This is a genomic window from Bradyrhizobium sp. USDA 4532, assembly GCF_024171315.1.
Taxonomy (GTDB): Bacteria; Pseudomonadota; Alphaproteobacteria; order Rhizobiales; family Xanthobacteraceae; genus Bradyrhizobium; species Bradyrhizobium australafricanum.
In genome coordinates this window covers 1,582,255-1,606,626 of the sequence record NZ_JALJZN010000001.1, presented here as the reverse complement: position 1 = coordinate 1,606,626, position 24,372 = coordinate 1,582,255, and the positions used below count along the sequence as shown (strand labels likewise).

The 24,372-nt window shown below is 64.5% G+C and carries 20 protein-coding genes and 2 pseudogenes; 10 read left to right on the top strand and 12 right to left on the bottom strand.

The window, feature by feature from the left end; all coding sequences use genetic code 11:
- Positions 1–166 precede the first annotated feature (166 nt).
- The 4 genes from J2R76_RS40775 to J2R76_RS07760 all read right to left on the bottom strand — a co-directional run bounded on the left by J2R76_RS40775 (position 167) and on the right by J2R76_RS07760 (position 5,368).
- The gene (locus tag J2R76_RS40775; RefSeq protein WP_141340416.1) at positions 167–343 is read right to left on the bottom strand and encodes a barstar family protein; all 177 of its coding nucleotides are present in this window, start codon (positions 341–343) and stop codon (positions 167–169) included.
- A gap of 10 nt (positions 344–353) precedes the next feature.
- Entirely contained in the window at positions 354–3,341 is a 2,988-nt protein-coding gene (gene uvrA / locus J2R76_RS07770; protein WP_141340415.1) for an excinuclease ABC subunit UvrA, read from the bottom strand.
- A gap of 364 nt (positions 3,342–3,705) precedes the next feature.
- Positions 3,706–4,365, bottom strand: a complete 660-nt coding sequence (locus J2R76_RS07765) for an outer membrane protein (RefSeq protein WP_076828598.1) — start codon at positions 4,363–4,365, stop codon at positions 3,706–3,708.
- Positions 4,366–4,621: 256 nt separating this feature from the next.
- Positions 4,622–5,368 carry an outer membrane protein gene (locus J2R76_RS07760; RefSeq protein WP_076828596.1) on the bottom strand — a complete coding sequence of 249 codons (747 nt, stop codon included), beginning with the start codon at positions 5,366–5,368 and terminating at the stop codon, positions 4,622–4,624.
- 448 nt (positions 5,369–5,816) lie between these two features.
- Here J2R76_RS07760 and J2R76_RS07755 point away from each other — a divergent pair, with 448 nt between their 5' ends.
- From J2R76_RS07755 to J2R76_RS07740, 4 genes are all read left to right on the top strand, one after another.
- The gene (locus tag J2R76_RS07755) at positions 5,817–6,311 is read left to right on the top strand and encodes a single-stranded DNA-binding protein (protein WP_057018508.1); all 495 of its coding nucleotides are present in this window, start codon (positions 5,817–5,819) and stop codon (positions 6,309–6,311) included.
- Between the two features lie 259 nt (positions 6,312–6,570).
- Entirely contained in the window at positions 6,571–6,969 is a 399-nt protein-coding gene (locus J2R76_RS07750; RefSeq protein ID WP_253623901.1) for a DUF2306 domain-containing protein, read from the top strand.
- Positions 6,970–7,193: 224 nt separating this feature from the next.
- Entirely contained in the window at positions 7,194–9,920 is a 2,727-nt protein-coding gene (gyrA, locus tag J2R76_RS07745) for a DNA gyrase subunit A (protein WP_141340413.1), read from the top strand.
- Positions 9,921–10,094: 174 nt separating this feature from the next.
- A complete protein-coding gene (locus J2R76_RS07740; protein WP_141340412.1) occupies positions 10,095–11,870 on the top strand; it encodes an adenylate/guanylate cyclase domain-containing protein in 1,776 nt (591 codons plus the stop codon).
- 114 nt (positions 11,871–11,984) lie between these two features.
- Here J2R76_RS07740 and J2R76_RS07735 read toward each other — a convergent pair.
- The 3 genes and pseudogenes from J2R76_RS07735 to J2R76_RS07725 form a co-directional block, all read right to left on the bottom strand.
- Positions 11,985–12,434: pseudogene (locus J2R76_RS07735) on the bottom strand (phosphotransferase family protein); the annotation flags it as partial.
- 21 nt (positions 12,435–12,455) lie between these two features.
- Positions 12,456–14,354 carry a potassium transporter Kup gene (locus tag J2R76_RS07730; RefSeq protein WP_057018606.1) on the bottom strand — a complete coding sequence of 633 codons (1,899 nt, stop codon included), beginning with the start codon at positions 14,352–14,354 and terminating at the stop codon, positions 12,456–12,458.
- 167 nt (positions 14,355–14,521) lie between these two features.
- Positions 14,522–14,779 carry a hypothetical protein gene (locus J2R76_RS07725; protein WP_057018505.1) on the bottom strand — a complete coding sequence of 86 codons (258 nt, stop codon included), beginning with the start codon at positions 14,777–14,779 and terminating at the stop codon, positions 14,522–14,524.
- Between the two features lie 266 nt (positions 14,780–15,045).
- On the opposite strand from J2R76_RS07725, the gene coaD reads away from it, so the two are divergent.
- The 5 genes from coaD (at position 15,046) to queA (ending at position 18,226) form a co-directional block, all read left to right on the top strand.
- Positions 15,046–15,543 carry a pantetheine-phosphate adenylyltransferase gene (gene coaD / locus J2R76_RS07720; protein ID WP_057018504.1) on the top strand — a complete coding sequence of 166 codons (498 nt, stop codon included), beginning with the start codon at positions 15,046–15,048 and terminating at the stop codon, positions 15,541–15,543.
- A 45-nt stretch (positions 15,544–15,588) separates the two neighbouring features.
- Positions 15,589–16,152 (top strand): peptidylprolyl isomerase, encoded by a 564-nt coding sequence (locus J2R76_RS07715; protein WP_028332096.1) that lies wholly within the window; start codon positions 15,589–15,591, stop codon positions 16,150–16,152.
- 5 nt (positions 16,153–16,157) lie between these two features.
- Positions 16,158–16,595: a hypothetical protein gene (locus J2R76_RS07710; protein ID WP_057018502.1), complete on the top strand. Its 438-nt coding sequence runs from the start codon at positions 16,158–16,160 to the stop codon at positions 16,593–16,595.
- A complete protein-coding gene (locus J2R76_RS07705) occupies positions 16,571–17,035 on the top strand; it encodes a peptidylprolyl isomerase (RefSeq protein ID WP_016846097.1) in 465 nt (154 codons plus the stop codon). The genes J2R76_RS07710 and J2R76_RS07705 overlap by 25 nt, the downstream gene beginning before the upstream one ends.
- A 114-nt stretch (positions 17,036–17,149) precedes the next feature.
- Positions 17,150–18,226: a tRNA preQ1(34) S-adenosylmethionine ribosyltransferase-isomerase QueA gene (gene queA / locus J2R76_RS07700; protein ID WP_141340410.1), complete on the top strand. Its 1,077-nt coding sequence runs from the start codon at positions 17,150–17,152 to the stop codon at positions 18,224–18,226.
- A gap of 167 nt (positions 18,227–18,393) precedes the next feature.
- Here queA and J2R76_RS07695 read toward each other — a convergent pair whose 3' ends face one another.
- From J2R76_RS07695 to J2R76_RS07680, 4 genes and pseudogenes are all read right to left on the bottom strand, one after another.
- A complete protein-coding gene (locus J2R76_RS07695) occupies positions 18,394–19,431 on the bottom strand; it encodes an aspartate-semialdehyde dehydrogenase (RefSeq protein ID WP_141340409.1) in 1,038 nt (345 codons plus the stop codon).
- A 244-nt stretch (positions 19,432–19,675) separates the two neighbouring features.
- Positions 19,676–20,293 (bottom strand): PepSY domain-containing protein, encoded by a 618-nt coding sequence (locus J2R76_RS07690; RefSeq protein ID WP_076828582.1) that lies wholly within the window; start codon positions 20,291–20,293, stop codon positions 19,676–19,678.
- Between the two features lie 262 nt (positions 20,294–20,555).
- Positions 20,556–21,317, bottom strand: coding sequence for a TetR/AcrR family transcriptional regulator (locus J2R76_RS07685; protein ID WP_141340408.1), 762 nt, complete (start codon positions 21,315–21,317; stop codon positions 20,556–20,558).
- A gap of 97 nt (positions 21,318–21,414) precedes the next feature.
- A pseudogene (locus J2R76_RS07680) lies at positions 21,415–22,463 on the bottom strand (patatin-like phospholipase family protein).
- Positions 22,464–22,796: 333 nt separating this feature from the next.
- Between J2R76_RS07680 and tgt the strand changes: the two are divergent.
- The gene (gene tgt / locus J2R76_RS07675) at positions 22,797–23,930 is read left to right on the top strand and encodes a tRNA guanosine(34) transglycosylase Tgt (protein ID WP_057018496.1); all 1,134 of its coding nucleotides are present in this window, start codon (positions 22,797–22,799) and stop codon (positions 23,928–23,930) included.
- Between the two features lie 9 nt (positions 23,931–23,939).
- Here tgt and J2R76_RS07670 read toward each other — a convergent pair whose 3' ends face one another.
- Positions 23,940–24,155: a hypothetical protein gene (locus tag J2R76_RS07670; RefSeq protein ID WP_028332087.1), complete on the bottom strand. Its 216-nt coding sequence runs from the start codon at positions 24,153–24,155 to the stop codon at positions 23,940–23,942.
- Positions 24,156–24,372: the final 217 nt, after the last annotated feature.

Genomic DNA, 24,372 nt, shown 5'->3' with positions numbered 1-24,372 from the left:
GGGGAAATGCAACCGAAAGCGGATGGTCTTTCGATCCTGACATTTTGCGAGCAGCGTCATTCAGTATCGCAACGTAGGTCATCGCGTTCGGCAGGTCGCCAACCAGCCGCACATCAGCATGCATTACAAGCACGGGACCGTGCGGCAACCACGAGAGATCGCGGATTCATTCCTCGAACCCATCCCAATTGCTCCCAAAGTAACCGGGAAATTCGAGCTGTGCAGCGAGCGTGGCCAAGAGCGCCGCTTTGCTCGTCACATTCTCAAGGATGCTGGCGCGCACCGCTGCAGGGGACGACGCGCCCTCATCTTCGAACGAGATGAATGTTTGCGGCTCGCTCACCCGGCCTGTGTCACTCCGCCGCCTCGCTCGCTGAGCTCTTCCTCGGCTTGCTGTTCGCCTTCTTCAGCACCGGAGCCAGGAACTTGCCGGTGTAGCTGCGCGGGGCCTTGACGATGTCCTCGGGCGGGCCCCAGGCGACGATCTCGCCGCCGCCGTCGCCGCCTTCGGGGCCGAGGTCGATGACCCAGTCGGCGGTCTTGATGACCTCGAGATTGTGCTCGATCACCACCACCGTGTTGCCCTGGGCGACCAACTCGTGCAGCACCTCGAGCAGCTTGGCGACGTCGTGGAAGTGCAGGCCGGTGGTCGGCTCGTCCAGGATGTAGAGCGTGCGCCCGGTGGCGCGCTTTGACAGCTCCTTCGCCAGCTTGACGCGCTGGGCTTCGCCGCCCGACAGCGTCGTCGCCTGCTGGCCGACATGGATGTAGTCGAGGCCGACGCGGTGCAGGGTCTGGAAGGTCTCGCGCACGCGCGGCACCGCCTTGAAGAATTCGGCGGCTTCCTCGACCGTCATGTCGAGCACGTCGGCGATGCTCTTGCCCTTGAACAGCACCTCCAGCGTCTCGCGGTTGTAGCGCTTGCCCTTGCAGGTGTCGCAGGTGACGTAGACGTCGGGCAGGAAGTGCATCTCGATCTTGATGACGCCGTCGCCCTGGCAGGCCTCGCAGCGGCCGCCCTTGACGTTGAAGGAGAAGCGCCCGGGCTCGTAGCCGCGCGCCTTCGCCTCCGGCAGGCCGGCGAACCATTCGCGGATCGGCGTGAAGGCACCGGTATAGGTCGCGGGGTTGGAACGCGGCGTGCGGCCGATCGGCGACTGGTCGATGTCGATGATCTTGTCGATGTGCTCGAGGCCCTCGATGCGGTCGTGCGGCGCCGCGCCCTCGCTGGCGTTGTTCAGCTTGCGGGCGATGGCGCGGTACAGCGTGTCGATCAACAGCGTCGACTTGCCGCCGCCGGAGACGCCGGTCACGCAGGTGAACAGGCCGAGCGGGATTTCGGCCGAGACGTTCTTGAGGTTGTTGCCGCGGGCGTTGACGACCTTGATGGTGCGCCGGTGGTTCGGCGGCCGCCGGTCGGGCACAGGCACCGACAACTCGCCGGTGAGATACTTGCCGGTCAGCGATTTCGGATTGCGCATGATCTGGTCGGGCGTGCCTTCGGCGACGATGTGGCCGCCATGCATGCCGGCGCCGGGCCCGATATCGAGCACATAATCGGCGAGGCGGATGGCGTCCTCGTCATGCTCGACCACGACCACGGTGTTACCGAGGTCGCGCAGCCGCTTCAGGGTGTCGAGCAGGCGGGCATTGTCGCGCTGGTGCAGGCCGATCGACGGCTCGTCCAGCACGTAGAGCACGCCGGTGAGGCCCGAGCCGATCTGCGAGGCGAGGCGGATGCGCTGGCTCTCGCCGCCGGACAGCGTGCCGGAGGAGCGCGACAGCGTCAGGTAGTTCAGGCCGACGTCGAGCAGGAAGGTCAGGCGCTCGCGGATCTCTTTCAGGATGCGCGTTGCGATCTCGTTCTGCTGCGCGTTCAGCGCCTCCGGCACCGTCTCGAACCATTCGCCGGCGCGCTTGACCGAGAGCTCGGAGATCTCGCCGATGTGCTTGCCGCCGATCTTGACGCACAGCGCCTCCGGCTTCAGGCGGTGGCCGTTGCAGCCTTCGCAGGGCACGTCGGAGAAATACTTGCCGAGTTCCTCGCGCGCCCACTCGCTCTCGGTCTCGCGGTAGCGGCGGTTGATGTTGGTGATGACGCCCTCGAACGGCTTCTTGGTGTCGTAGGAGCGGACGCCGTCCTCATAGGAGAACTTGATCTCGTCGTCGCCGGAGCCGTGCAGCAGCGCGTTCTGGACCTTCTTGGTGAGGTCCTTCCACTTGGTGTCGAGCGTGAACTTGTAGTGCTTGCCGAGCGCGGTCAGGGTCTGGATGTAGTAGGGCGAGGATGATTTCGCCCAGGGCGCGATCGCGCCCTTGCGCAAGGTCAGCTCCTTGTCGGGGATGACCAGGTCCGCGTCGATATGCTGCTCGACGCCGAGGCCGCCGCAGGCCGGACAGGCGCCATAGGGGTTGTTGAACGAGAACAGGCGCGGCTCGATCTCGGGGATCGTGAACCCGGAGACCGGGCAGGCGAACTTCTCCGAGAACAGGATGCGCTCGGGCCCGCTCTTGTCGTGGATTTTGGCGGTTTTCTTCTTGTCCTCTTTCTTGTCGTCCTGGGCGGCCGCCGCCGGCGCGTCGGCATATTCAATCACGGCGAGGCCCTCGGCGAGCTTCAGCGCGGTCTCAAAGCTTTCCGCGAGGCGCTGGGCGAGGTCGGGACGCACCACGATGCGGTCGACCACGACGTCGATGTCGTGCGGGAATTTCTTGTCGAGCGCCGGCGCCTCGGACAGTTCGTAAAAGGTGCCGTCGATCTTGACGCGCTGAAAGCCCTTCTTGAGGTACTCGGCGAGCTCCTTCTTGTACTCGCCCTTGCGACCGCGCACGACCGGCGCCAGCAGATAGAGGCGGGTGCCTTCCGGCAGCGCTAGCACGCGATCGACCATCTGCGAGACGATCTGGCTCTCGATCGGCAGGCCGGTGGCCGGCGAATAGGGCACGCCGACGCGCGCCCAGAGCAGGCGCATGTAGTCGTAGATCTCGGTGACGGTGCCGACGGTGGAGCGCGGGTTCTTCGACGTGGTCTTCTGCTCGATCGAGATCGCCGGCGACAGGCCGTCGATCTGGTCGACATCCGGCTTCTGCATCATCTCGAGGAACTGGCGCGCATAGGCCGACAGCGATTCGACGTAGCGGCGCTGGCCCTCGGCATAGATGGTGTCGAACGCGAGCGACGATTTGCCGGAGCCGGACAGGCCGGTGAACACCACGAGCTTGTCGCGGGGAATCTCGACGTCGATGTTCTTCAGATTGTGTTCGCGCGCGCCACGGATCGTGATGGCGCGCGATGAGGAGCCGGCGTTCTGTTGGCGCTTCGCCTTGAGCACTTCATCCATAGCGACAGTTCCGGGCGCATGCTTGGCGCCTTTTGGGCGCGCATCGCCGGTGATGCCGGGACCTTGCGCCGATGGGGTGTGAAGACTGGAACGTAGGAAGAACGGTCGACAATTTCCAGTGCTGAGTCGCGTCCATCAACGGATAGTTTGCCTGATGGCAGCAGCCGTCAGCAGCGCCGGTTCCGCTAGAGCCTTTTCCCGCTTCGATGGGATCGGAACGGGAGCTCTGGATTCCTGCTGTGACGCGTTTTCTTGACGCGAACCGCAATTCACTTCGCTCGAAAACGCGCTTACGCAAAAAGGCCGGCGCTAGGCCGGCCAGTGCGATCTGACCGCCGATGGCGGTCAGGCAATTCGCTCAGGCTTAGTACTTGGCGACGATCGGGCCGCCGAAGTGATAGTTGACGCCGAACTGGGCGCTGTGCAGCTCGAGCGTACCGGACGGCACGCCGAAATAGTTCTCGCTGTCGAGGCTGCGATACAGGTATTCGCCCTTGATCGACCACTGCGGCGCGATGAACGCCTCGACGCCGGCGCCGACGGTCCAGCCGGAGTGAAAGTTGCTCTGCGAGGCGGTCACGCCGAGCGCGGTGACGCTGACCTCGTTGTTGGCCCAGGCGTAACCGCCGGTGCCATAGAACAGCACCTTGTCGACGGCGAAGCCGAGGCGGCCGCGCACGGTGCCGAGCGAGTCGATCTTGCTGCGGGCGGTGACGCCGAGCGCGGAGACCGATGCGTCGATGTCAGCGCCTGCGGCGTCGACCTCGAGGCCGTACACGATGTTGCCGGCTTGCCAGTTGTAGCCGATGGTGCCGCCGCCGAAGCCGCCTTCCATGCTCGGGGTGCCGGAGTTCTCGCTGGCGTAGCCGCCGAAGCCACCGACGTAGAAGCCGGTCCAGTTGTAGATCGCGGCTGGCGGCGGAGCCTTCACGTAAGGCGCGCGTGCCGCCATGTCGGCGGCCATTGCCGGTGCAAAAGCGCTCAGTGCAAACATGCCGGCCGAGGCCAGCAAAACAGTCCTCATTTTCAAAGTCCCAGTCCCATTTTCTTGTTGTCCCTTCAGATATCTTGAAGAGAGCGTCACAGCAGTGTCGCGTGACGTGCTGGTGCTTCTACAGAGAAATGCCGGAACGTGTGTATCCGCGAAACCACAACGCACCGAAAACGGCCCCGGTGAGGTGCGCGTGCACACGCAACGAAAAAGCCGGCGCACAAACAGGCGCAAACAAAAAGGCCGGCGCGAGGCCGGCCTTTCGTCTGGATCAATCGGCCTGGCGCGATCAATAGCGCGCGACGACCGGACCACCCCACTTGTAGTTCACGCGGACGGTAACGAGGTCGACGTCCTGGCGATCGCGGATGGTGCTGTTCAGCGTGCCGTTGGGGGCGATCAGGTTATAGGTCTTGTCCTGCATGAACAGGTGGTCGTATTCGATGCCCGCGGTCCAGTTCGGCGCGAAGCCGACTTCGATGCCGGCGCCGACGGTGCCGCCCCAGCGGGTGTCGCTGGCGCTGCCGACCAGCACGCCGGTTGGGGTGAAGTAGGTGTTGAAGCGGTTGTCGGTCAGCGCCGCGCCGCCCTTGGCGTAGAGCAGCACGTTGTTGACGGCGTAACCGATCTGGCCGGTGAACAGGCCGAACGCGTCGATCTTGGACTGGTTGGTGAACAGGCCCGGGAAGATCGCGCTGTTGTTGCTGCCCTTCAGGTCAGCCCAGTCGCCCTGCGCTTCGAGGCCGAACACCCAGGCGCCAGCCTGCCAGCGATAACCGATCTGGCCACCGGCGACGCCGCCGGTTGCATCATGGCAACCATCTGATGCGAGGAAGATGCCGGCCGGGAGCTGGTCCCAGCAATTGTGGCTCGAGCCCCAGCCGCCGTTGGCGCCGATGTAGAAGCCGGTCCAGTCATAGATCGGGGCAACCACGGGCGGCGGCGCCTTGGTGTACGGGCGCGCAGCGAGATCGGCAGCCGCGGCAGGCGCAGCAAACGCAATCAGAGCAACCGTACCGAGCAAAAACTTCTTCATTATCAATCCCCCAGCACCCCGATCGGCTTCCAAACGGTCCCGAAGCACGATCCCAGACGCGAGCGCCCGCGCCATGGTTGGAGCTATACGCTGATTCAACCGAAAACGCAGTCTCCCAAATGCAACACTCGCGGGAGAAGTATCGATAAGGCAAGCTGCTGATTTGTTTGTTGTTTTTCTAAATCTTGCTGCCGAGCGTCGGCCTGCACCGAGATCGACTGCCGCTCTGACGGCACTCGCCGCTTCTACGGATGGTTGTGGCGAACAAAACTGGAACGATGCCGGATCCGGTGCTATATCCCGATATCCGTGGATAACCGCGAGACGGCAAAGGCGACGAGCCGGCACCGGCGTATAGGGTCATCCACGACGCCTGCGGCGTAAGTGGCGAAGGTTGAGAGTGGCGGCCGAATGTCCGGACGCCCGGTTTTTGAGTGGAGATGATGCGATGGCAGGAAGCGTGAACAAGGTGATCCTGGTGGGAAACCTCGGCAAGGATCCGGAAATCCGGCGGACGCAGGACGGCCGTCCGATCGCAAACCTTTCCATCGCCACCTCGGAAACCTGGCGCGACAAGGGCACCGGCGAGCGCAAGGAAAAGACCGAGTGGCACCGCGTCGTGATCTTCAACGAGGGCCTCTGCAAGGTCGCCGAGCAGTATCTGAAGAAGGGCGCCAAGGTGTACATCGAGGGGCAGTTGCAGACCCGCAAATGGACCGACCAGAGCGGCGTCGAGAAGTACTCGACCGAAGTCGTGCTGCAGGGCTTCAACTCCAACCTCACCATGCTCGACGGGCGTGGCGGTGGGGGCAGCAGCTTCTCCGATGATGGCGGCAGCGATTTCGGTTCGGCCGGACCAGTCAGCTCGGCGCCGCGCCGCGCCGTCGCCGCGGGTGGTGGCAGCAGCCGCAACAGCGACATGGACGACGACATCCCGTTCTGAGCAGCGGTCGCGCTTCCGTCGATTCCGTCAGGCGCCGTTCCGTGAAGATCATTTCCCGGAACGGTCGTTGCGATCGGCACCAGCAATTTCCTCGTGTGGAATATGAGGATAACCCGGTAACTCTCTGTCAGAACGTCGGTGGTTCGACGTAAGGGGATGCGGGTTCCCTGGACTTTGACACAGCCTGATGTAAATGATATTTACATTGGCCTGCGGCATTTGATGCCTGGCCGCGAGCTTCACCCGAGGGCCGGCCATCATGAGCCTCGCGCCATTGCTCGACGCCGCGCCTGCGATCCTGCTCCACGCCTTTGCCGCGATGGCCGCCTTCGTGCTCGGCTCCATCCAGCTCGCCGCCCCCAAGGGCACGCTGCCGCACCGGACCCTGGGCTGGATCTGGGTGATCCTGATGCTGGTGGTCGCCGGAAGCTCGTTCTGGATCCATCAGATCCAGCTGGTCGGTCCCTGGAGCCCGATCCACCTGCTGTCGATCTTCTCGCTCGCCATGCTGGCGCTCGGCGTCACGGCCGCACGGAGCCACAATGTCCGCCGCCACAGGTTCACGATGATCGGCATCTTCTTCGGCGCGCTGCTCATCGCCGGACTGTTCACCTTGATGCCCGGGCGGATCATGCACGCAGTGGTTTTCGGCCACTGACTGGCGAGGCGAACTGCCACTGGCGAGTGGCGAATAGGGATTTTTCCATCCGCTATTCGCCATTCGCCACGCGCTTCCCGACCAGGCAGCCGGAACCTCGGTGCTCCACCCGTAAGTGCATGAAAAAACGAACGGAAAAACGGCTTGCCGGAGCCGCGCAAGGGTGGTTATCAGGCCCCTGATGGGCTATATGATTCCCCAGCAGAACCGACCGGATTTCCCCTTTGTCCGATAACGACGACCACAAGCCCGGCGAGCCGCCGGGACCCTCAGATATTCGTCCCGTTTCCATCCTCGACGAGATGAAGAAGTCCTATCTCGATTACGCGATGAGCGTGATCGTGTCGCGTGCGCTGCCCGATGCGCGCGACGGGCTCAAGCCGGTGCACCGGCGCATCCTCTATTCGATGCATGAGCAGGGACATACGCCGGACAAGAAATACGTCAAATCCGCCCGCGTCGTCGGCGACGTGATCGGTAAATATCACCCGCATGGCGACCAGTCGATTTACGACGCGATGGTCCGCATGGCGCAGGATTTCTCACTGCGCGTGCCGCTGATCGACGGCCAGGGCAATTTCGGTTCGGTCGACGGCGATCCGCCGGCCGCCTATCGATATACCGAAGCGCGGCTGACCCGGGCGGCGCTCGCCGTGCTGGCCGACATCGACATGGAAACGGTCGATTTCCAGCCGAACTACGACAACTCCGAGCAAGAGCCGTCGGTTCTGCCGGCCCGGTTCCCGAACCTTCTGGTCAATGGCGCGGGCGGCATCGCCGTCGGCATGGCGACCAATATCCCGCCGCACAATCTCGGTGAGGTCGTCGATGCCTGCGTGGCGCTGATCGACAATCCGGCGCTCACGATCGACGAACTGATCGACATCATTCCCGGACCGGACTTCCCGACCGGCGGCGTCATCCTCGGCCGTCAGGGCATTCGCAGCGCCTACCACCTCGGCCGCGGCTCGATCGTGATGCGCGGCAAGGTGACGATCGACACCATCCGCAAGGATCGCGAAGCGATCATCATCACCGAGATTCCCTATCAGGTGAACAAGGCGACGATGGTCGAGCGTATCGCCGATCTCGTCAAAGAGAAGAAGATCGAGGGCATCGGGGACCTGCGCGACGAGTCCGATCGTGACGGCTATCGCGTCGTCATCGAGCTGAAGCGCGAAGCGGTGCCCGACGTGGTGCTGAACCAGCTCTACCGATTCACACCGCTGCAGACCAATTTCCCGGCCAACATGCTGGCGCTGGATTCCGGCCGTCCGCAGACGATGAATCTGAAGGACCTGCTCACCATCTTCGTCGCGTTCCGCGAGCAGGTGGTGACCCGGCGGACCAAGTTCCTGCTCGGCAAGGCGCGCGACCGCGCCCACATCCTGGTCGGCCTCGCGATCGCGGTCGCCAACATCGATGAGATCATCCGCGTCATCCGGACCTCGCCCGATCCGAACACCGCGCGCGAGGCCCTGATGTCACGCGACTGGCCGGCACGCGACGTCGAGGCGATGATCACGCTGATCGACGATCCCCGGCATCGCATCAACGAGGACGGCACGCTGCGGCTGTCGATGGAGCAGGCCAGGGCCATCCTCGACCTTCGCCTGCAGCGCTTGACCGCGCTGGGCCGCGACGAGATTTCCGAAGAGCTCGACAAGCTCGCGGCCGAGATCGCCGACTATCTCGACATCCTGCGCTCGCGCGCCCGCGTGCAGGGCATCGTCAAGACCGAACTGGCCGAGGTGAAGCAGCAGTTCGCCACCCCGCGCAAGACCGTGATCATCGAGCAGGAAGGCGAGGTCGAGGACGAGGACCTGATCCAGCGCGAGGACATGGTCGTCACCGTGTCGCATGCGGGTTACGTCAAGCGCGTGCCGCTGTCGACCTACCGGGCGCAGCGCCGCGGCGGCAAGGGCCGCGCCGGGATGCAGACCCGCGACGAGGATTTCGTCTCGCGCCTGTTCGTGGCGTCCACGCACACGCCGGTGCTGTTCTTCTCGTCGCGCGGCCAGGTCTACAAGGAGAAGGTCTGGCGGCTGCCGATGGCCGCGCCGAACGCGCGCGGCAAGGCGCTGATCAACATCCTGCCGCTGGAGCAGGGCGAACGCATCACGACGATCATGCCGCTGCCGGAGGATGAATCCTCCTGGGCCAATCTCGACGTGATGTTCGCGACGACCGGCGGCACCGTTCGCCGCAACAAGCTGTCCGACTTCGTCGACGTGCGCCGTTCCGGCATCATCGCCATGAAGCTCGGGGAAGGCGAGGCGATCGTCGACGTCCAGATCTGCACCGAGCATGACGACGTGCTGCTGACCGCCGCCGGCGGCCAGTGCATCCGTTTCCCGGTCACCGATGTGCGCGTCTTCACCGGCCGCACCTCGATGGGCGTGCGCGGCATTGCGCTGCCCGAGGCCGACAAGCTGATCTCGCTGGCGATCCTGCGCCATGTCGAGACCACGTCGGACGAGCGCTCGGCCTATTTGAAGATGCGCCGCGCCGTGGCCGGCGAGGCCGCGACCGAGGAGCCGGTCGAGGCCGAGGGCGAGGAGACAGCGAATGCGATCCAGCTGTCGCAGGAGCGCTATGCCGAACTGTCGGCGGCCGAGCAGGTGGTGCTGACCGTCTCCGTCAACGGCTATGGCAAGCGGACCTCGTCCTACGAGTACCGCACCACCGGCCGCGGCGGCAAAGGCATCGTCGCGATGAGCGTCAACAACCGGAACGGCAACCTGGTGGCGTCGTTCCCGGTCGAGGACGCCGACCAGATCATGCTGGTCACCGACAAGGGTCAGCTGATCCGCTGCCCGGTGGCCGATATCCGCGTCGCCGGCCGCTCGACCCAGGGCGTGATCGTGTTCGACACCGCCGAGGACGAGCACGTGGTCTCGGTCGAGCACATTCCTGAAGAGGAAAACGGCGAGAACGGCAACGGCGGCTAGCGCCGCCGTTTCGGAGAACCCCCAGCCCGAATGCAGCCAACGGGGCGCGCACAACATGCGCGCCCCGTTGACAGGCTCCGCGAAATCCGGCGGCCTGCCTTACGCCCCTAGCCCAAGGGCAACGCCCTATGCTTTGATGGGGTCCGGCGGATCTACCGATTTCGGGAGGCCGTTGTGACCGATCATCGCGTTGAGCGGCGGCTTGCAGCTATCCTGGCGGCTGATGTGGCCGGATATAGTCGGTTGACCGGCCTGGACGAGGAAGGGACACACGTCCGGCTGAGGGAGTGTCTGCGTGGACTCGCTGATCCCAAGATCAGCGAACACCGTGGCAAGGTCGTCAAGCACACGGGCGACGGCATGCTCGCCGAGTTCGGCAGTGTCGTGGATGCGGTGCGTTGCGCCATTGAGGTCCAGCGCGGAATGGCCGAGCGAAATGCCACGGTGCCGCAACTCAAGCGGATCGAATTCCGCATTGGCATCCACGTCGGCGACATCATCGTCGATGAAAACGATATCTTTGGAGACGGCGTCAATATCGCCGCCCGCCTTGAAGGGATCGCGGAGCCCGGCGGGATCTGCATCTCGGACGATGCGCAACGTCAAATCCGCGGCAAGGTCGATGCCGTGTTCGAGGACATGGGCTCGCAGAACCTGAAGAACATTGCTGAGCCGATGCGCGCGTGGCGATTGAGGATAAACGCGGGCCATCCCGCTAGCGCCCCGACCGAGCCGCCGGTCGACAGCGCGCAAGCTCTGGCGCTCCCTGACAAGCCGTCGATCGCCGTGCTGCCGTTCGAGAATATGAGCGGCGACCCCGAGCAGGAATACTTCGCGGACGGAATGGTCGAGGAAATCATCACGGCGCTGTCGCGCTTCAAATGGCTGTTCGTGATCGCCCGAAATTCGAGTTTTACCTTCAAGGGCCGGGCGGTCGATATCAAGGAGGTCGGCCGCAGGCTCGGCGTCCGCTATGTCCTTGAGGGGTCTGTGCGCAAGGCCGCGGGGAAGGTTCGCATCACCGGGCAGTTGATCGATGCGGTTACCGGAACGCACATCTGGGCAGACAGGTTCGAGCGTGACCTGACGGACATATTCGCTCTCCAGGACGAGGTGACCGTCGCCGTCGTCTCGGCCATTCAACCAAAATTGCTGCAGATCGAAATCGGCCTGTCGGCACGGCGACCAGAGAACCTCACCGCCTATGATTTCTATCTCCGCGCCATGCAGCAGCATTACCTGATGACCGCCGACGGGTTGGCCGAGGCGATCAGGCTGGCGCATCGTGCTTTGGAGCTTGATCCCCGGTTCGGCTTTGTCGCCGCTCTGGCAGGTCTCGCTCACATGCAGAACATCCTTTGGGGGCATGCCGTCGATCCTCAATTTGACCGCAAGGAAGCGGTCCGGCTGCTTCGCCTGGCATTGAGCATCGACGATGGTGATGCGGAAACATTAGCCTGGGTTTCCCTCACCTCGGCGTACATGGTCGGCGATTGTGAGAGTGAGATCGAATTGGCCGACCGGGTGGTCGCTCTCAATCCGAATTCATATCGCGCATGGACCGCCAGAGGCAGCGTCTACAGAGTTGCCGGGCTTCCCGATGAAGCGGTCCGGAGTTTTGAACGCGCCATCCGCCTGAGCCCGTTAGACCCGCGGCTACCCATCACGTTTGTTGGGATGGGGATGGCCTTCATCGAGCTTCGCCGCTTTGACGAGGCCATTGCCGCAGCGAATAAATGCCGGCGCCAGAATGCCTCCTATTCGCTGGCCTACCGTTGTCTCGCGTCCGCGTTCGCTCATCTCGGACGCGACGCGGAGGCGCGCGAGGCGGCGGCGCTCCTGCTTCAGCTCGATCCCGCCTTTACAATTTCCGCAATGATCGCCAGGGGCGGGTACCCAAACGCGCAGCTGTTGATCGAGGGGCTTCGGAGGGCGGGATTGCCCGAATGAATTATGCCCGCGGGCGCCGACGAGGCGGCCATCGGGAGCCCGCGCGAACTGCGCGGACATGTAGGCGCGGTTGGTCGGGTACGACGTCCAGACGCCGTGCGGGCCGATATAGCCGAAGCTGTCGAGCGTGATGCCATTGATACGGCGGAGTGCCGTGCCCATGGCGGCGTAGATCGAAAACAGCTCCTGATCCGTCGGCGCCGCCTCGCGGTTGCCGAGCACGACGCCGTCGAGCTTGCTCATCAGCACAAAATTGAAGTCGATCAGCGCGCGGCTGTCGTCGGCTATGAGGATGCGGGGAATGGCAATGCCGGCGTCGCGCAGAAGACCGAGGACATAGACCTCCTTCGCCATCTTCCATTGCAGCTGGGCGGGGTAGACCTTGAGGATGCAGCTTGGCGCGTCAGCCCGCGTGATCTGGAGGATCGTGCTGATCTCGCCGCCGCGTAGCTCGGTGATGCCTGCCACGCGCGCGCCTGGCGCAATCCGATCGATGATCGCCTGAGCCTGATCGATCGGAATCGCCAGCCGCGGCTTCAGCTGAAGAGGCGGATCGTCTGACATGTCCGCATCCGGGCTGTGGGACTAGATCTCGATCTCCGTCCCGAATTCCACGACCTGTCCGGTCGGCACGCCGAAGAACGCCGCCGACCGTTCGGCGTTGCGCTGCAGGAACGCGAACAGCGATTCCCGCCACACCCACATGCCCGGAATGTCTTCCCGCGGGATGATGGTCTCGCGGCCGATGTAGTAGGTCACATCGGTCAGACGGAGACCGGGCAGTTTGCCCTGACGACAGGCGAGCTTTAGCCCTTCGTAAACGGTCGGATATTGCATGAAGCCGTAACGCAGGATGACGCGGATGATGCCCGGGGTGACGTCGTGAACCACAACGCGATCCTCGTCCGGGATGCGGGGGGATTCCTCGATCTGTACGGTGACCAGCAGCACGCGCTGGTGCAGCACGTGGTTGTGCTTAACGAACTGGGTCAAGGCAAGCGGCACGCCGTTAGGGGCGGAGGCGAGGAATATGGCGGTGCCCGGCAGCCGGCTGTGGCACTTGTTGACCGCGGTCTCGATCAGATCTTCTTCCGGCTGACGCAGCTTGCTGCGCGCCGTCTCGACCAGTTTCACGCCACCGCGCCAGGTCAGCATCAGGAAGGCCACCGCAGCGGCGAGCAGCAGCGGGAACCAGCCGCCTTCGAACAGCTTGGTCGAGTTCGCCGCAAAGAAGATCGCGTCGATGATGAAGAAAAAGCCGTTCACGGCGATCACGATGATGGGCGAATAGCCCCACTGGATCGCGACCAGCGCTGCAAGCAGCGTGGTGATCGCCATCAACAGCGACACTGCGATGCCGTAGGCGCCGGCGAGCGCGTCCGAGGTGCCGAAGGCGAGCACCGCGCCGAGTGTCCCCGCGGCGAGCAGCCAGTTCACCAGCGGCACGTAGATCTGCCCGATGGCATCGCTCGTGGTGTGCTCGATGTGCATGCGCGGCAGGAAGCCGAGCTGGATCGATTGCTGGGTCAGCGAGAACACACCCGAGATGATGGCCTGCGAGGCGATCACGGTGGCAATGGTCGCGAGCAGGACGAGCGGGTAATGCGACCAGTCCGGCGACAGCTGGAAGAACGGGTTTTCGATCGCGGTCGGGTCGGTGATCAACAGCGCGGCCTGGCCGAAATAGTTCAGCACCAGAGCGGGCAGGCAGACGGCGAACCAGGCGAGCCGGATCGGAAAGCGGCCGAAATGCCCCATGTCGGCATACATCGCCTCACCGCCGGTCACCGCGAGGAAGGCGGCGCCGAGGATGGCGAAGCTGACGTGAAAATCCTGATGGATCAGAAAATCGAATGCATAGAGTGGGCTCAGCGCAACCAGCACGCCGGGCGCCTTGACGATGCCGTGAATGCCGAGCGCTGCCAGCACGGCGAACCAGAACAGCATCACCGGGCCGAAGATCCTCCCGATGAAGCCGGTGCCCTGCTTCTGCATCATGAACAGGCCGATCAGGATCACGACGGTGATTGGCACCACCGCAGGGGTCAGCGAGGGCGCGTCGACCTTGAGGCCCTCGATCGCCGACAGCACCGAGATGGCCGGCGTGATCGCGCCGTCGCCATAGAGCAGGGCGGCGCCGATCAGGCCGACCACCAGAAGATGGGCGCGCCAGGTGCCGGGCGCCGCGTTGCGCGCCGAGAGTAGCGCCAAGAGCGCGACGATGCCGCCTTCGCCGCGGTTGTCGGCGCGCAGGATCAGCATCGCGTATTTGATCGAGATGATCAGGATCAGCGCCCACAGGATCAGCGAGACCACGCCGAGCACCGCGCTCTCGGTGAGCGGACCGCCATGGGTGGCGGCCTTGGCGGCTTCCTTCAGGGCATAGAGGGGGCTGGTGCCGATGTCGCCATAGACGACGCCCAGGGCACCGAGCGTGACGGCAACCGGGATCGGACTGGACGGGGGGTGGCCAGAAGAAACGATGGCGGGCGTACTCGTCACGGCAATCCCCCGGTGTCTTGCGCGCGCCGGGTCATCCGGCCGGGCGCCTTAGACGATAGTCTGCGACGGGACGTCGCAAATTACCATTGGGTTTTGTGTGACGGCCTGACCTTACGCCGGGCTGACGAGGGACGTCGCTCGACTACGGGCTACGGGGTACGGTCGGCGGTGACCAGGCGGGCTTCGCGAACCACTGTCTTGTTGCCGGCGCTGCGCAGGCACGCGGCCTCGAAATTCGGCCAGGCCTGCTGCGAGCAGTCCTTGCCGACCGGGTGGACGTCGAGACGGTCGCTCTTGGCCAGCGGCTGCGGGGTGGAGGCTTCGACCTGCGGCGCAAAGCCCGGCAGCACGGTGAGCGCGGCGGCAATGAACGCGGCAACAGCGATGGCGGAAAGTGCCTTGATCATGACGGTCCCCAGTTGATCGGGCCGCCCGGGCCCGTCGTTTCGTTGTCCAATGTCTACCGGCCGCAAGTTTCCTGGTGTCTTCGCCACCGCGGGAAATGGTTTCGTCGCGGGCCGGTTTTGTTTCGTCCGCCAACGGCCGACGAAACATTCACCCCGTAGACGCTGGCATCCCAGGACTCGTTCACTGGACGACTGGAAATTTGTTCCGAGCGAGCAATGGAACCCGGGCGGCTTGCCGGGGAGAGCCGGGCGGGTTAGGAGGGACCATGTCCCGTATCGCGATCTATCCCGGCTCCTTCGATCCCGTCACCAACGGCCATCTGGACGTGGTGAAACAGGCCGTCTTCCTTTGCGACCGCCTGATCGTCGCCATTGGCGTCCATCCCGGCAAGAAGCCGCTGTTTTCCACCGAGGAACGGCTGGCCATGGTCCATGAGGTGTTCGGCCCCATCGCCCAGCAGGCAGGCTGCGCCTTCGAGAGCGCGACCTATGACAATCTCACGGTCGCAGCGGCGCGCGCGGCCAAGGCCACGCTGATGATTCGCGGCCTGCGCGACGGCACCGATCTCGATTACGAGATGCAGCTTGCCGGCATGAACGAGGCCATGGCGCCCGAGGTGCATACCGTGTTCGTTCCGGCGTCGGTTGCGGTCCGCCCGATCACCGCCACACTGGTGCGCCAAATCGCCCAGATGGGCGGCGACTTCTCTTCATTCGTGCCGTCATCAGTCGCAGCTAGCCTGAAGGCCAAGTTCGCCGGCTGATCCCGGCGGCCTGCCACACCCCAACGTTAAAGCTCCGGAGTTGCCATGATCCGCATTCTTGCATTCGTTGCTGCGCTGCTCTGCGTCGTGCCCGCGGTCGCACAGCCGCTGCCGGCCAATCTCGACAAGGCCGATGCGATCGTGATCGACACCACCAAGGGCCGCATCGTCATCAAGCTGCGCACCGATATCGCGCCCAAGCATGCCGAGCGCATCAAGCAGCTGGCGCGCGAGGGCTTCTACAACAACGTGCCGTTCCATCGCGTAATGGACGGCTTCATGGCGCAGACCGGCGACGGCCAGAACTTCAACGGCACCGGCGGCTCGAAATATCCGAACCTGAAGCAGGAATTCTCCCAGGTCCCGTTCAAGCGCGGCATCGTCGGCATGGCCCGGCGCGGCGACAGCGTCGACAGCGCCAATTCGCAGTTCTTCATCATGTTCGCCGACGGGCCGAGCCTGAATGGCCAGTACACCGTGATCGGCGAGGTGGTGCAGGGCATGGACGTGGTCGACAAGCTGAAGAAGGCGTCTGCGGGCTCTCCTGGTGGAGCCGTCACCGATCCCGACAAGATGGTGAAGGTGCAGGTCGCATCCGACATCAAGTGATCCGCATGGCGGCGCGCTGCAAACCACTCGCCTGGTTCGCCGCGCCGCTGGTTTGCCTGACGCTGACCGCACCGGTGCAGGCCGAGCCGGAGCAACTCAATACGATCAAGGACGTTGTTCTTGCCATCCACCGCTGCTGGCGGCCGCCGCCGGCAGACAAGGCCGGCCCGATCGACATCACCGTCATTGTCAGCTTCAACCGCGAGGGCGCGATCCTCGGGCATCCCAGGATCAGCTATGAATCGCAGGAGGCGACCGACAACGACCGGATTGCATACCGGATCGCGGTGATGGAGACGTTGCAACGCTGCACGCCGTTGCCATTTACCGAGAGCCTGGGCGGCGCAGTCGCCGGCCGCCCATTCGCGATCCCGTTCAGGAATAAGAAGTATCCACCCCGAAGCCAGGAGAAGCGAGCATGGCTGCTACCGAAAATACTCTGATCCTCGAAACCACCCAGGGCCCGGTCACGATCGAGATGCGCCCGGATCTCGCGCCCGGCCACGTCGCGCGGATCAAGGAGCTGGTGCGCGAGGGCTTCTACGACGGCATCGTATTCCACCGCGTGATCGACGGCTTCATGGCGCAGACCGGCTGCCCGCAGGGCACCGGCATGGGCGGCTCCGGCAAGAAGCTGAAGGCCGAATTCAACAAGGAGCCGCATGTCCGCGGCACCGCCTCGATGGCCCGCGCCGCCAATCCGGATTCCGGCGACAGCCAGTTCTTCATCTGCTTCGACGACGCCTCGTTCCTCAACGGCCAGTACACCGTCTGGGGCAAGGTCACCGAGGGCATGGAGAACGTCGACAAGATCAAGCGCGGCGAGCCGGTGAAGGATCCGGACAAGATCGTCAAGGCGCGCATGGCCGCCGACGCGGCGTAAGTCAAACACTCCGTCATTCCGGGGCGATGCGCAGCATCGAACCCGGAATCTCGAGATTCCGGGTTCACGCTTCGCGTGCCCCGGAATGACGGCGCTGAAGTATTAGTCACCGCCATGCGCACCGACCTCTTCGACTTCGAACTGCCCCCGGAAAGCATCGCGCTTCGCCCCGCGAGCCCGCGCGATGCCGCGCGGATGCTGGTGGTGCATCCGGGCGGCGTGCTGCGCGACGCCGCGATCGCCGACCTGCCGCGGTGGCTGGAGCCGGGTGATCAGATCGTCGTCAACGACACCAAGGTGATCGCGGCGCAACTCAAGGGCCGCCGCATCGGGCGCGACACCGAACCGAAGATCGAGGCGACCTTGATCAAGCGGCTCGACGGCTCACGCTGGCAGGCGCTGGTGAAGCCGGCGAAGAAGCTCAGCCCCGGCGACACCATCCGCTTCGGCAATGAGGGCAGGGTGTGCCTGCTCGGCAATCTCGATGCAGAGGTCGAGGCCAAGGGGCAGGAGGGCGAGGTGACGCTGTCATTCTCGTTCCATGGTCCGATGCTCGACCAGGCGATCGCCGATGTCGGCGCCACGCCGCTGCCACCCTACATCGCTTCCAAGCGCAAGCCTGACGAGAAGGACGTCAGCGACTACCAGACCATGTTCGCCGCCAATGAGGGCGCGGTCGCAGCGCCCACGGCGGGGCTGCATTTCACGCCGGCCTTGGAGGCCGCGCTGAAGAGCCGCGGTGTCGAGCTGCACCGCCTGACGCTGCATGTCGGGGCAGGGACCTTCCTGCCGGTGAAGACCGAGGAGACCTCGGAGCACAAGATGCATGCCGAGTGGGGCTGCATCACCGCCGAGACCGCTTCCGCCTTGAATGCCGCGCGCGCAAAAGGCGGCCGGATCGTCGCGATCGGCACCACGTCGCTGCGCCTGCTGGAAAGTGCCGCCAGTGCCGACGGCACTATCGAGCCGTTTGCGGCGGAAACCTCGATCTTCATCACGCCGGGCTACCGCTTCCGCGCGGTCGATATTTTGCTGACCAACTTCCATCTGCCGCGCTCGACGCTGTTCATGCTGGTCTCGGCCTTCTCCGGCCTCGAGACGATGCAGGGCGCCTACGCGCATGCGATCAGGGACGGCTACCGGTTCTATTCGTATGGCGATGCGTGTTTGCTGTTTCGCGCGCGAGGCTAGCTCCGCAAGCACGGTTGCTTCACCGTCACCCTGAGGCGGCCGCTTCTTCAGCGGCCCTCGAAGGGCGACGGCCCGACTGGGGCCGATGCATCCTTCGAGACGCCCGCCGCGCGGGCTCCTCCAGCGACAATGGCTGCGCCATTGCGCGGGGATGACGGTTCTTGCATTCACGCCATCGCGCGTTCGGGCAGCAGCTCGGCGATCTGCACCGCGTTGAGGGCGGCGCCCTTGAGCAGCTGATCGGCCGCGACGAACATCGAGATCGAGTGACCGCTGGGGTCGCTGAGATCCTTGCGGATGCGGCCGACCAGCACGTCGTCCTGGCCGGAGGCATCGATCGGCATCGGGAAGTAGTTCTTGGCGCGATCGTCGACGACCTTGACGCCCGGCGCCTGCGCCATCATCGCGCGCACCTGGTCCTCGGTGATCGGCTTCTCGCATTCGAAGGTGATCGACTCGCAATGCGCGCGCAGCACAGGCACCCGCACGCAGGTAACGCCGACCGCGATCTTCTCGTCCTCGAAGATCTTGTGGGTCTCCTTGATGACCTTGGTCTCCTCGTCGTTGTAGCCGGTCTCCGGATCGATCGCCGTGTTGTGGTTGAACAGGTTGAAGGCGTAGGGGTGCGGCATCACCTTCGGGGTGTAGACCTGTCCGTTGAGATTGGCGCGGGTGGACTCGACGAGCTCCTCCATCGCAGCTGCGCCGGCGCCGCTCGCGGCCTGGTAGGTCGAGATGATCACGCGCTTGATGCGGTTCTTCTGGTGGATCGGCCACAGCGGCACCAGCGCGGTGATGGCGGCGCAGTTCGGGTTGGCGATAATGCCCTTGTGGTCGCGGATGCGGTTGGCGTTGATCTCGGGGATCACCAGCGGCACGTTCGGATCCATCCGGAACGCCGAGGAATTGTCGACCACGACGGCGCCGGACTTCACCGCAAGCGGCGCGAACTTCCTGGAGATGCCGCTGCCGGCCGAGAACAGCGCGATGTCGACGCCCTCGAAGGCGCGCTCGGTCAGTTCCTCGATCACGATCGGCTTGCCGCGGAAGCTGATGGTCTTGCCGGCCGAGCGGGCGCTCGCCAGCGCCTTCAGCTTGCCGACGCGGAAGCCGCGCTTGTCCATGGTGGCGATGAATTCGGCGCCGACGGCACCGGTGACGCCGACAATCGCGACGACGGGATCGTTACTCACATTGTCCTCCATTCGAGTTGTATTTCAGGCAACAAAAAAGCCCCGGACCTTCATCAGGCGGGGCTTCGGGTAGAGATGATGCGGTTCGACCGACTACGCGCGCACGCCTCCCGAGGCCCCGGAGGGCTTGGTGGTTTTGCTGGTGCGTTTGGTCGCGGTGATCATGGAGCGGACTTATGCGGGACAGATCGGCGTCCGTCAACGGCTTTTGGGCGAAAACTTGGCGAGAGAAAACTTGGCGAGTGCCGCGCCGGCCTCAGCGCCTGCGCGCGCCGGGCGGTTCGAGGATCACCTCTTTCAGGTCGCTGCCGGCGAGCACGACGATAACGAAATTGAGCTTGCCGCGTTCGCGCATCAGGCCACCGCTGATCGCCTTTCCGGAGGTCGTGCGCTCGGCCACCCGCACGGCGTCGGCGAGGCGATGCCGGAGCGCCCTCAGCACGGCGAGGTTGTCACGGTCTTCGGTGCCGAGCGACTTCAGCGGCGCGGCGGCCTCGCCACCCACCACTTCGCCGGTCGCCGCGTCAATGGCGTGCCGCCAGATGCGGTCCTGCTGCATGGTCTTGACCCGGTAGACCGCAGGCTCCGACGCGCCGTCGAAGCTGATGTCGGCGGTTATCGAACCGGAATGCAGCGCCTCCGCAATCGCCATCGCCTTGCGCAGCGAGATCTGGGCCGCCTGGAAGCTGTCGAGCTCGCGGCGAACCGTGTGCGCATCGAGCGCGGTGTCGTTATCCTGCGGGGTAAGTGCTGCAGCCGTTGAGCTCGTGATCGCGTGCGCCGGCGTCGCGAAGGGCAGGGCAATGAGCGCGGTTGCCAGCAGCCGCGTGCCGAATACCCAATGCCGCAGTGCGTGTAATCGTCCCGTCGTCATGGTCGCATCCGTCGCGTCGAACCGCCGCCCGGGCAGAGAAAGTGCGGCCGACCTTTGTTAGTCAGAGGTCGGCCGCCGAACGTTCAGACGGAGCGATGGCGGCAGCTCCGTCCTGACGATCGAAGTGACAAGGCGACACGAAACCGTTGGGGGGCTGAACTTGGGTTTCGCGTCTCATTGCAACTAAACAATACGGTTTCGTTCTGTTTCCTTCAAGGCTCATCACGACAACGTGTGAGGCGATGCAACGATCCTAAAACTGTCAGCGGGCCGGGCGGCGGCGCGCCTTCGTCGCTTCCTTGATCGCCTCTTTGGCCGCATCGCGAAGCCGGTCCTGCGGCCCGACGGCGCCGGCGAGAAACAGCCGGATCGAGACTTCCATCCGGGTCTCGGCGGTCTTCATGTCGATCGGAATTCCGAATGTTGCCATCCGGTGGGTGTGGCCGACCACCATGTTGAGAAATGTCTCGGCGGCGATTGTGGTGTCCTCGAGATCGAGAACGCCTTTATCGACCAGATGGTCGAAGAAATCCGCCGTGGTGGACACCGCTTTCGACCAGCCCTCGTCGACGGCAAGCTTGGCGACCTCGGGGAAATTAATTGCCTGCGCGGTCAGGATCCGGCTGAAAGCGATGGAGTCGGCGCTGCAATTCAGCACCAATAGCTGGCGTCCGAGCTCGGTCAGCCGTTCCTCGACCGAACCGTCGCAGTTGCCGCCGGCCTGCGCTTCGGCTGCCGCGGCGGCGAGCGGGGCAAGCCAGCGGGCGATCTCGCGGCGGAGCACCGCGGCGAACAGGCCGCGCTTGTCGCCATACTGACCGTAGACGGTGGGCTTGCTGACGCGGGCGGCCTCGGCCACCGCGTCGATCGACGTCGCATCGAAGCCGCGCTCGAGGAACAGGCGGGTGGCGACCTCGATCAGCCGCTGGTCGCGCTCGATCGCAGCGTCCCGCGTCGGCCGGCCGCCGCGTGACTTGATCACGCCGCGCTTGGCCACCTTGGCCTTGGTTGCCGTCAATCCCATTTGCCCATTCATCTCGTTGTGCATCGGACGGGTCTGTCCGGTCTATAACCCGCGCCGTGCGGATTCGTCCATTCGCGCGGTACCGGGAGCAGGCCGCTTAAGGGGGCGTTGCAGTCCAGGCCTGCCCGGCGGCGGCCTTGTCGTATCCGTACTGGTACAGCGCGCGCATATAGGCGGTGTCGAAGCCCTGCGTTTCCGGCGCCGGATAGCCGCGCTCGATGTAGGACAGATGGAAACCCAGCCGGTTGCGCCGGGCGAAGTCATAGGTCGAGAGGATCACGGAGCGTGTCTGCGCCTGCGTGATCGCGGAAATGCTGCGGGAGGCGACCTCGATCGTCGAGTTCGAGACCAGCTCGAAGTTGCCCTCGAGCTTCTTGTTGACGAGGATGTAGATGTTCATGCGGCTGTTGGGGGCCAGCCGCGCTCGCGGAACAGCAGCGCATCCGGCAATGTCAGCACCGGCGCGGTCACGCCGCCGTCGACATGCATCTCCTGGAACCGGCGGCCCTGGCCTTCGGCGTCGATCATGATCGGCGGAAACACCAGCGGGATGCTGGCGGAGGCGGCCATCACGTCGCGAAACAGCTGCAGCGCCTCGGGCGTTCCGACAGCGGCGATTCGCCCCATGTCCCAGATCACCGTGCGCTGGGTGTCGAGATCGGTGGTGACGATCAGGAGCTTTCGGCCCTTGGCGTTTTCGCGCGCCACCTCGCTCAGGATGTCCTGACCGACGTAACGCGCCACCAGTTCGCGCAGCCGCTTGTTGCCGAACAGCCCGGAGCCGAACAGCACCCGCATCAGGCTCGGATCCTGCAGCAGGCTTTCCGCGATGCCCGAGGTGTAGACCTCCTTCAGCGTGTCGTCGTAGCGCGGGCCAAGGAAGGCAAAGGGCGCAATCAGTCCGCCGGTGCTGACGCCGGAGACAACCGAAAAGGCCGGGCGGTTGCCGGCCGCGGTCCAGCCGTTGAGGACGCCCACGCCATAAGCCCCGTCGGCGCCGCCGCCGGAGAGGGCGAGGTAGGTCTTGATCGGGGCGAGGTCGCTCTTCTCGAGCTTGAATTTTGACGCCGGCTCGTCGGCATAGCGGCGCAGCCCGTCGAGGTCGAGCACCCGCGAATTGGCGGCGTCGGCGGCCGTGTAGGGCATCCGCGGCAGCGAGCTGCAGGCCGAAAGCGCCAAGGCGAGGCCGCACAGCAGGATCGCTTGCCGGATCGCGCGGGCGGCCGTTATCCAAAGGCCGGCGCCGGCGGGCCGGGCGCTAGGGGGTAAGACCATGTCTGCCAGTCACGTTCGCGGATCGACGTCGCTGCGGGAAGCCGGTTGCTCTATTGTCGTCATAAAACGACACTGTTTCGTTTTGTTTAACGGGGCTGATGATGCAAGGCCGGCATCCGGCCGGTCGTCCGTGTTCACGAAGTCGCGCGAGGGCCGCAATCCGACGGGTTGATCGGGCACCGGCGACACGCAATAAGCAGCCGCATGACTCTTCCCAATCATTTCGAACTGCTGGCGACCGACGGCGCCGCCCGCACCGGGCGCCTGACCACGCCACACGGCCTCGTGCGGACGCCCGCCTTCATGCCGGTCGGCACCGCGGGCGCGATGAAGGGCATGCATTGGCGCGAGGTGCGCGATGCGGGCGCCGATATCGTGCTCGGCAACACCTATCACCTGATGCTGCGCCCGGGCGCCGAGCGCATTGCCGGGCTTGGCGGCCTGCAGCGCTTCACCGGCTGGGGCGGCCCGATGTTGACGGATTCCGGCGGCTTCCAGGTGATGTCGCTTTCGGAGCTGCGCAAGGTGACCGAGAAGGCCGTGACCTTCCGCTCGCATATCGACGGCACTAAGGTCGAGCTGTCGCCGGAGCGCTCGATCGAGGTGCAGCGGCTGCTCGGCTCTGACATCGCCATGCAGATGGACGAATGCGTCCGGTTGCCGGCGGAGCGCGCCGACATCGAGCGCGCGATGCAGCTGTCGCTGCGCTGGGCAGAGCGCTCCAAGCGCGCCTTCGAGGCGGCGCCGGACGGCTACATGCTGTTCGCCATCGTACAGGGCGGCGACGTCCCGGATTTGCGGCACGCCAGCGCACGCGGGCTGACCGACATCGGCTTTCACGGTTACGCGATCGGAGGGCTCGCGGTCGGCGAGCCGCAGGCGGTGATGCTGGCGATGATCGAGGAGACCGCGCCGGCGCTCCCGGTCGATCGGCCGCGTTATCTGATGGGCGTCGGCACGCCGGAGGACATCCTCGAGGCGGTAGCGCGCGGCGTCGACATGTTCGACTGTGTGATGCCGACACGGAACGGACGCCACGGCATGGCGTTCACCCGCTTCGGGCAGATCAATTTGCGCAACGCCCGGCACGTCGACGATCCGCGCCCGCTCGATGAAGAGAGCCCGTGGCCGGCGGCGAGCGGCTATTCGCGTGCCTATCTGCATCACCTGGTTCGATCAGGCGAAACACTTGGGGCAATGCTGCTGTCCGAAATCAACGTCGCCTACTACCAGCAGCTGATGCAGGGCATCCGCGATGCGGTGGCGAACGGCACGTTCGAGGACTTCAGAACGAAAACGCGCGCCGGTTGGGCGCGCGGTGACATCGCTCCAAGATGAGCTGTGTGATCAGTTGCACACGATCGGTTTCACCGCGTGTTTGGTAACGAACCCGTAACCGCAGTTGTCGCAGGTCCAGAGATAGCTGATCAAATTGTCGAACAGGTACGCGGAGGCTTCCGCCGCCACCATGGAGTCCGCACACACCGGACAGGTCGGCAAATCGCAGCCGCGCGGATCGGGCCTGGACGCTGTGGTCGACAGAACTTCAGCGAGAGCTGGCATGTGACCTCCTTTGCGTTCTGAGCTGCACCTGACGAAAGTATATAAACCCATTTGTTTGACCTTGTCGCAACACAAATGCGTAGGTTTTACGTTATTTGCGTAGGTTCTATTTTGCGATGCAACGAATTCGCGTTGCGGCGGTTTCTCACTTGCGTGCCATGGTGCGCTGCTTCTAATGAGACAAGACCGCATATTCCCAGCACATCCGCTACAGGAG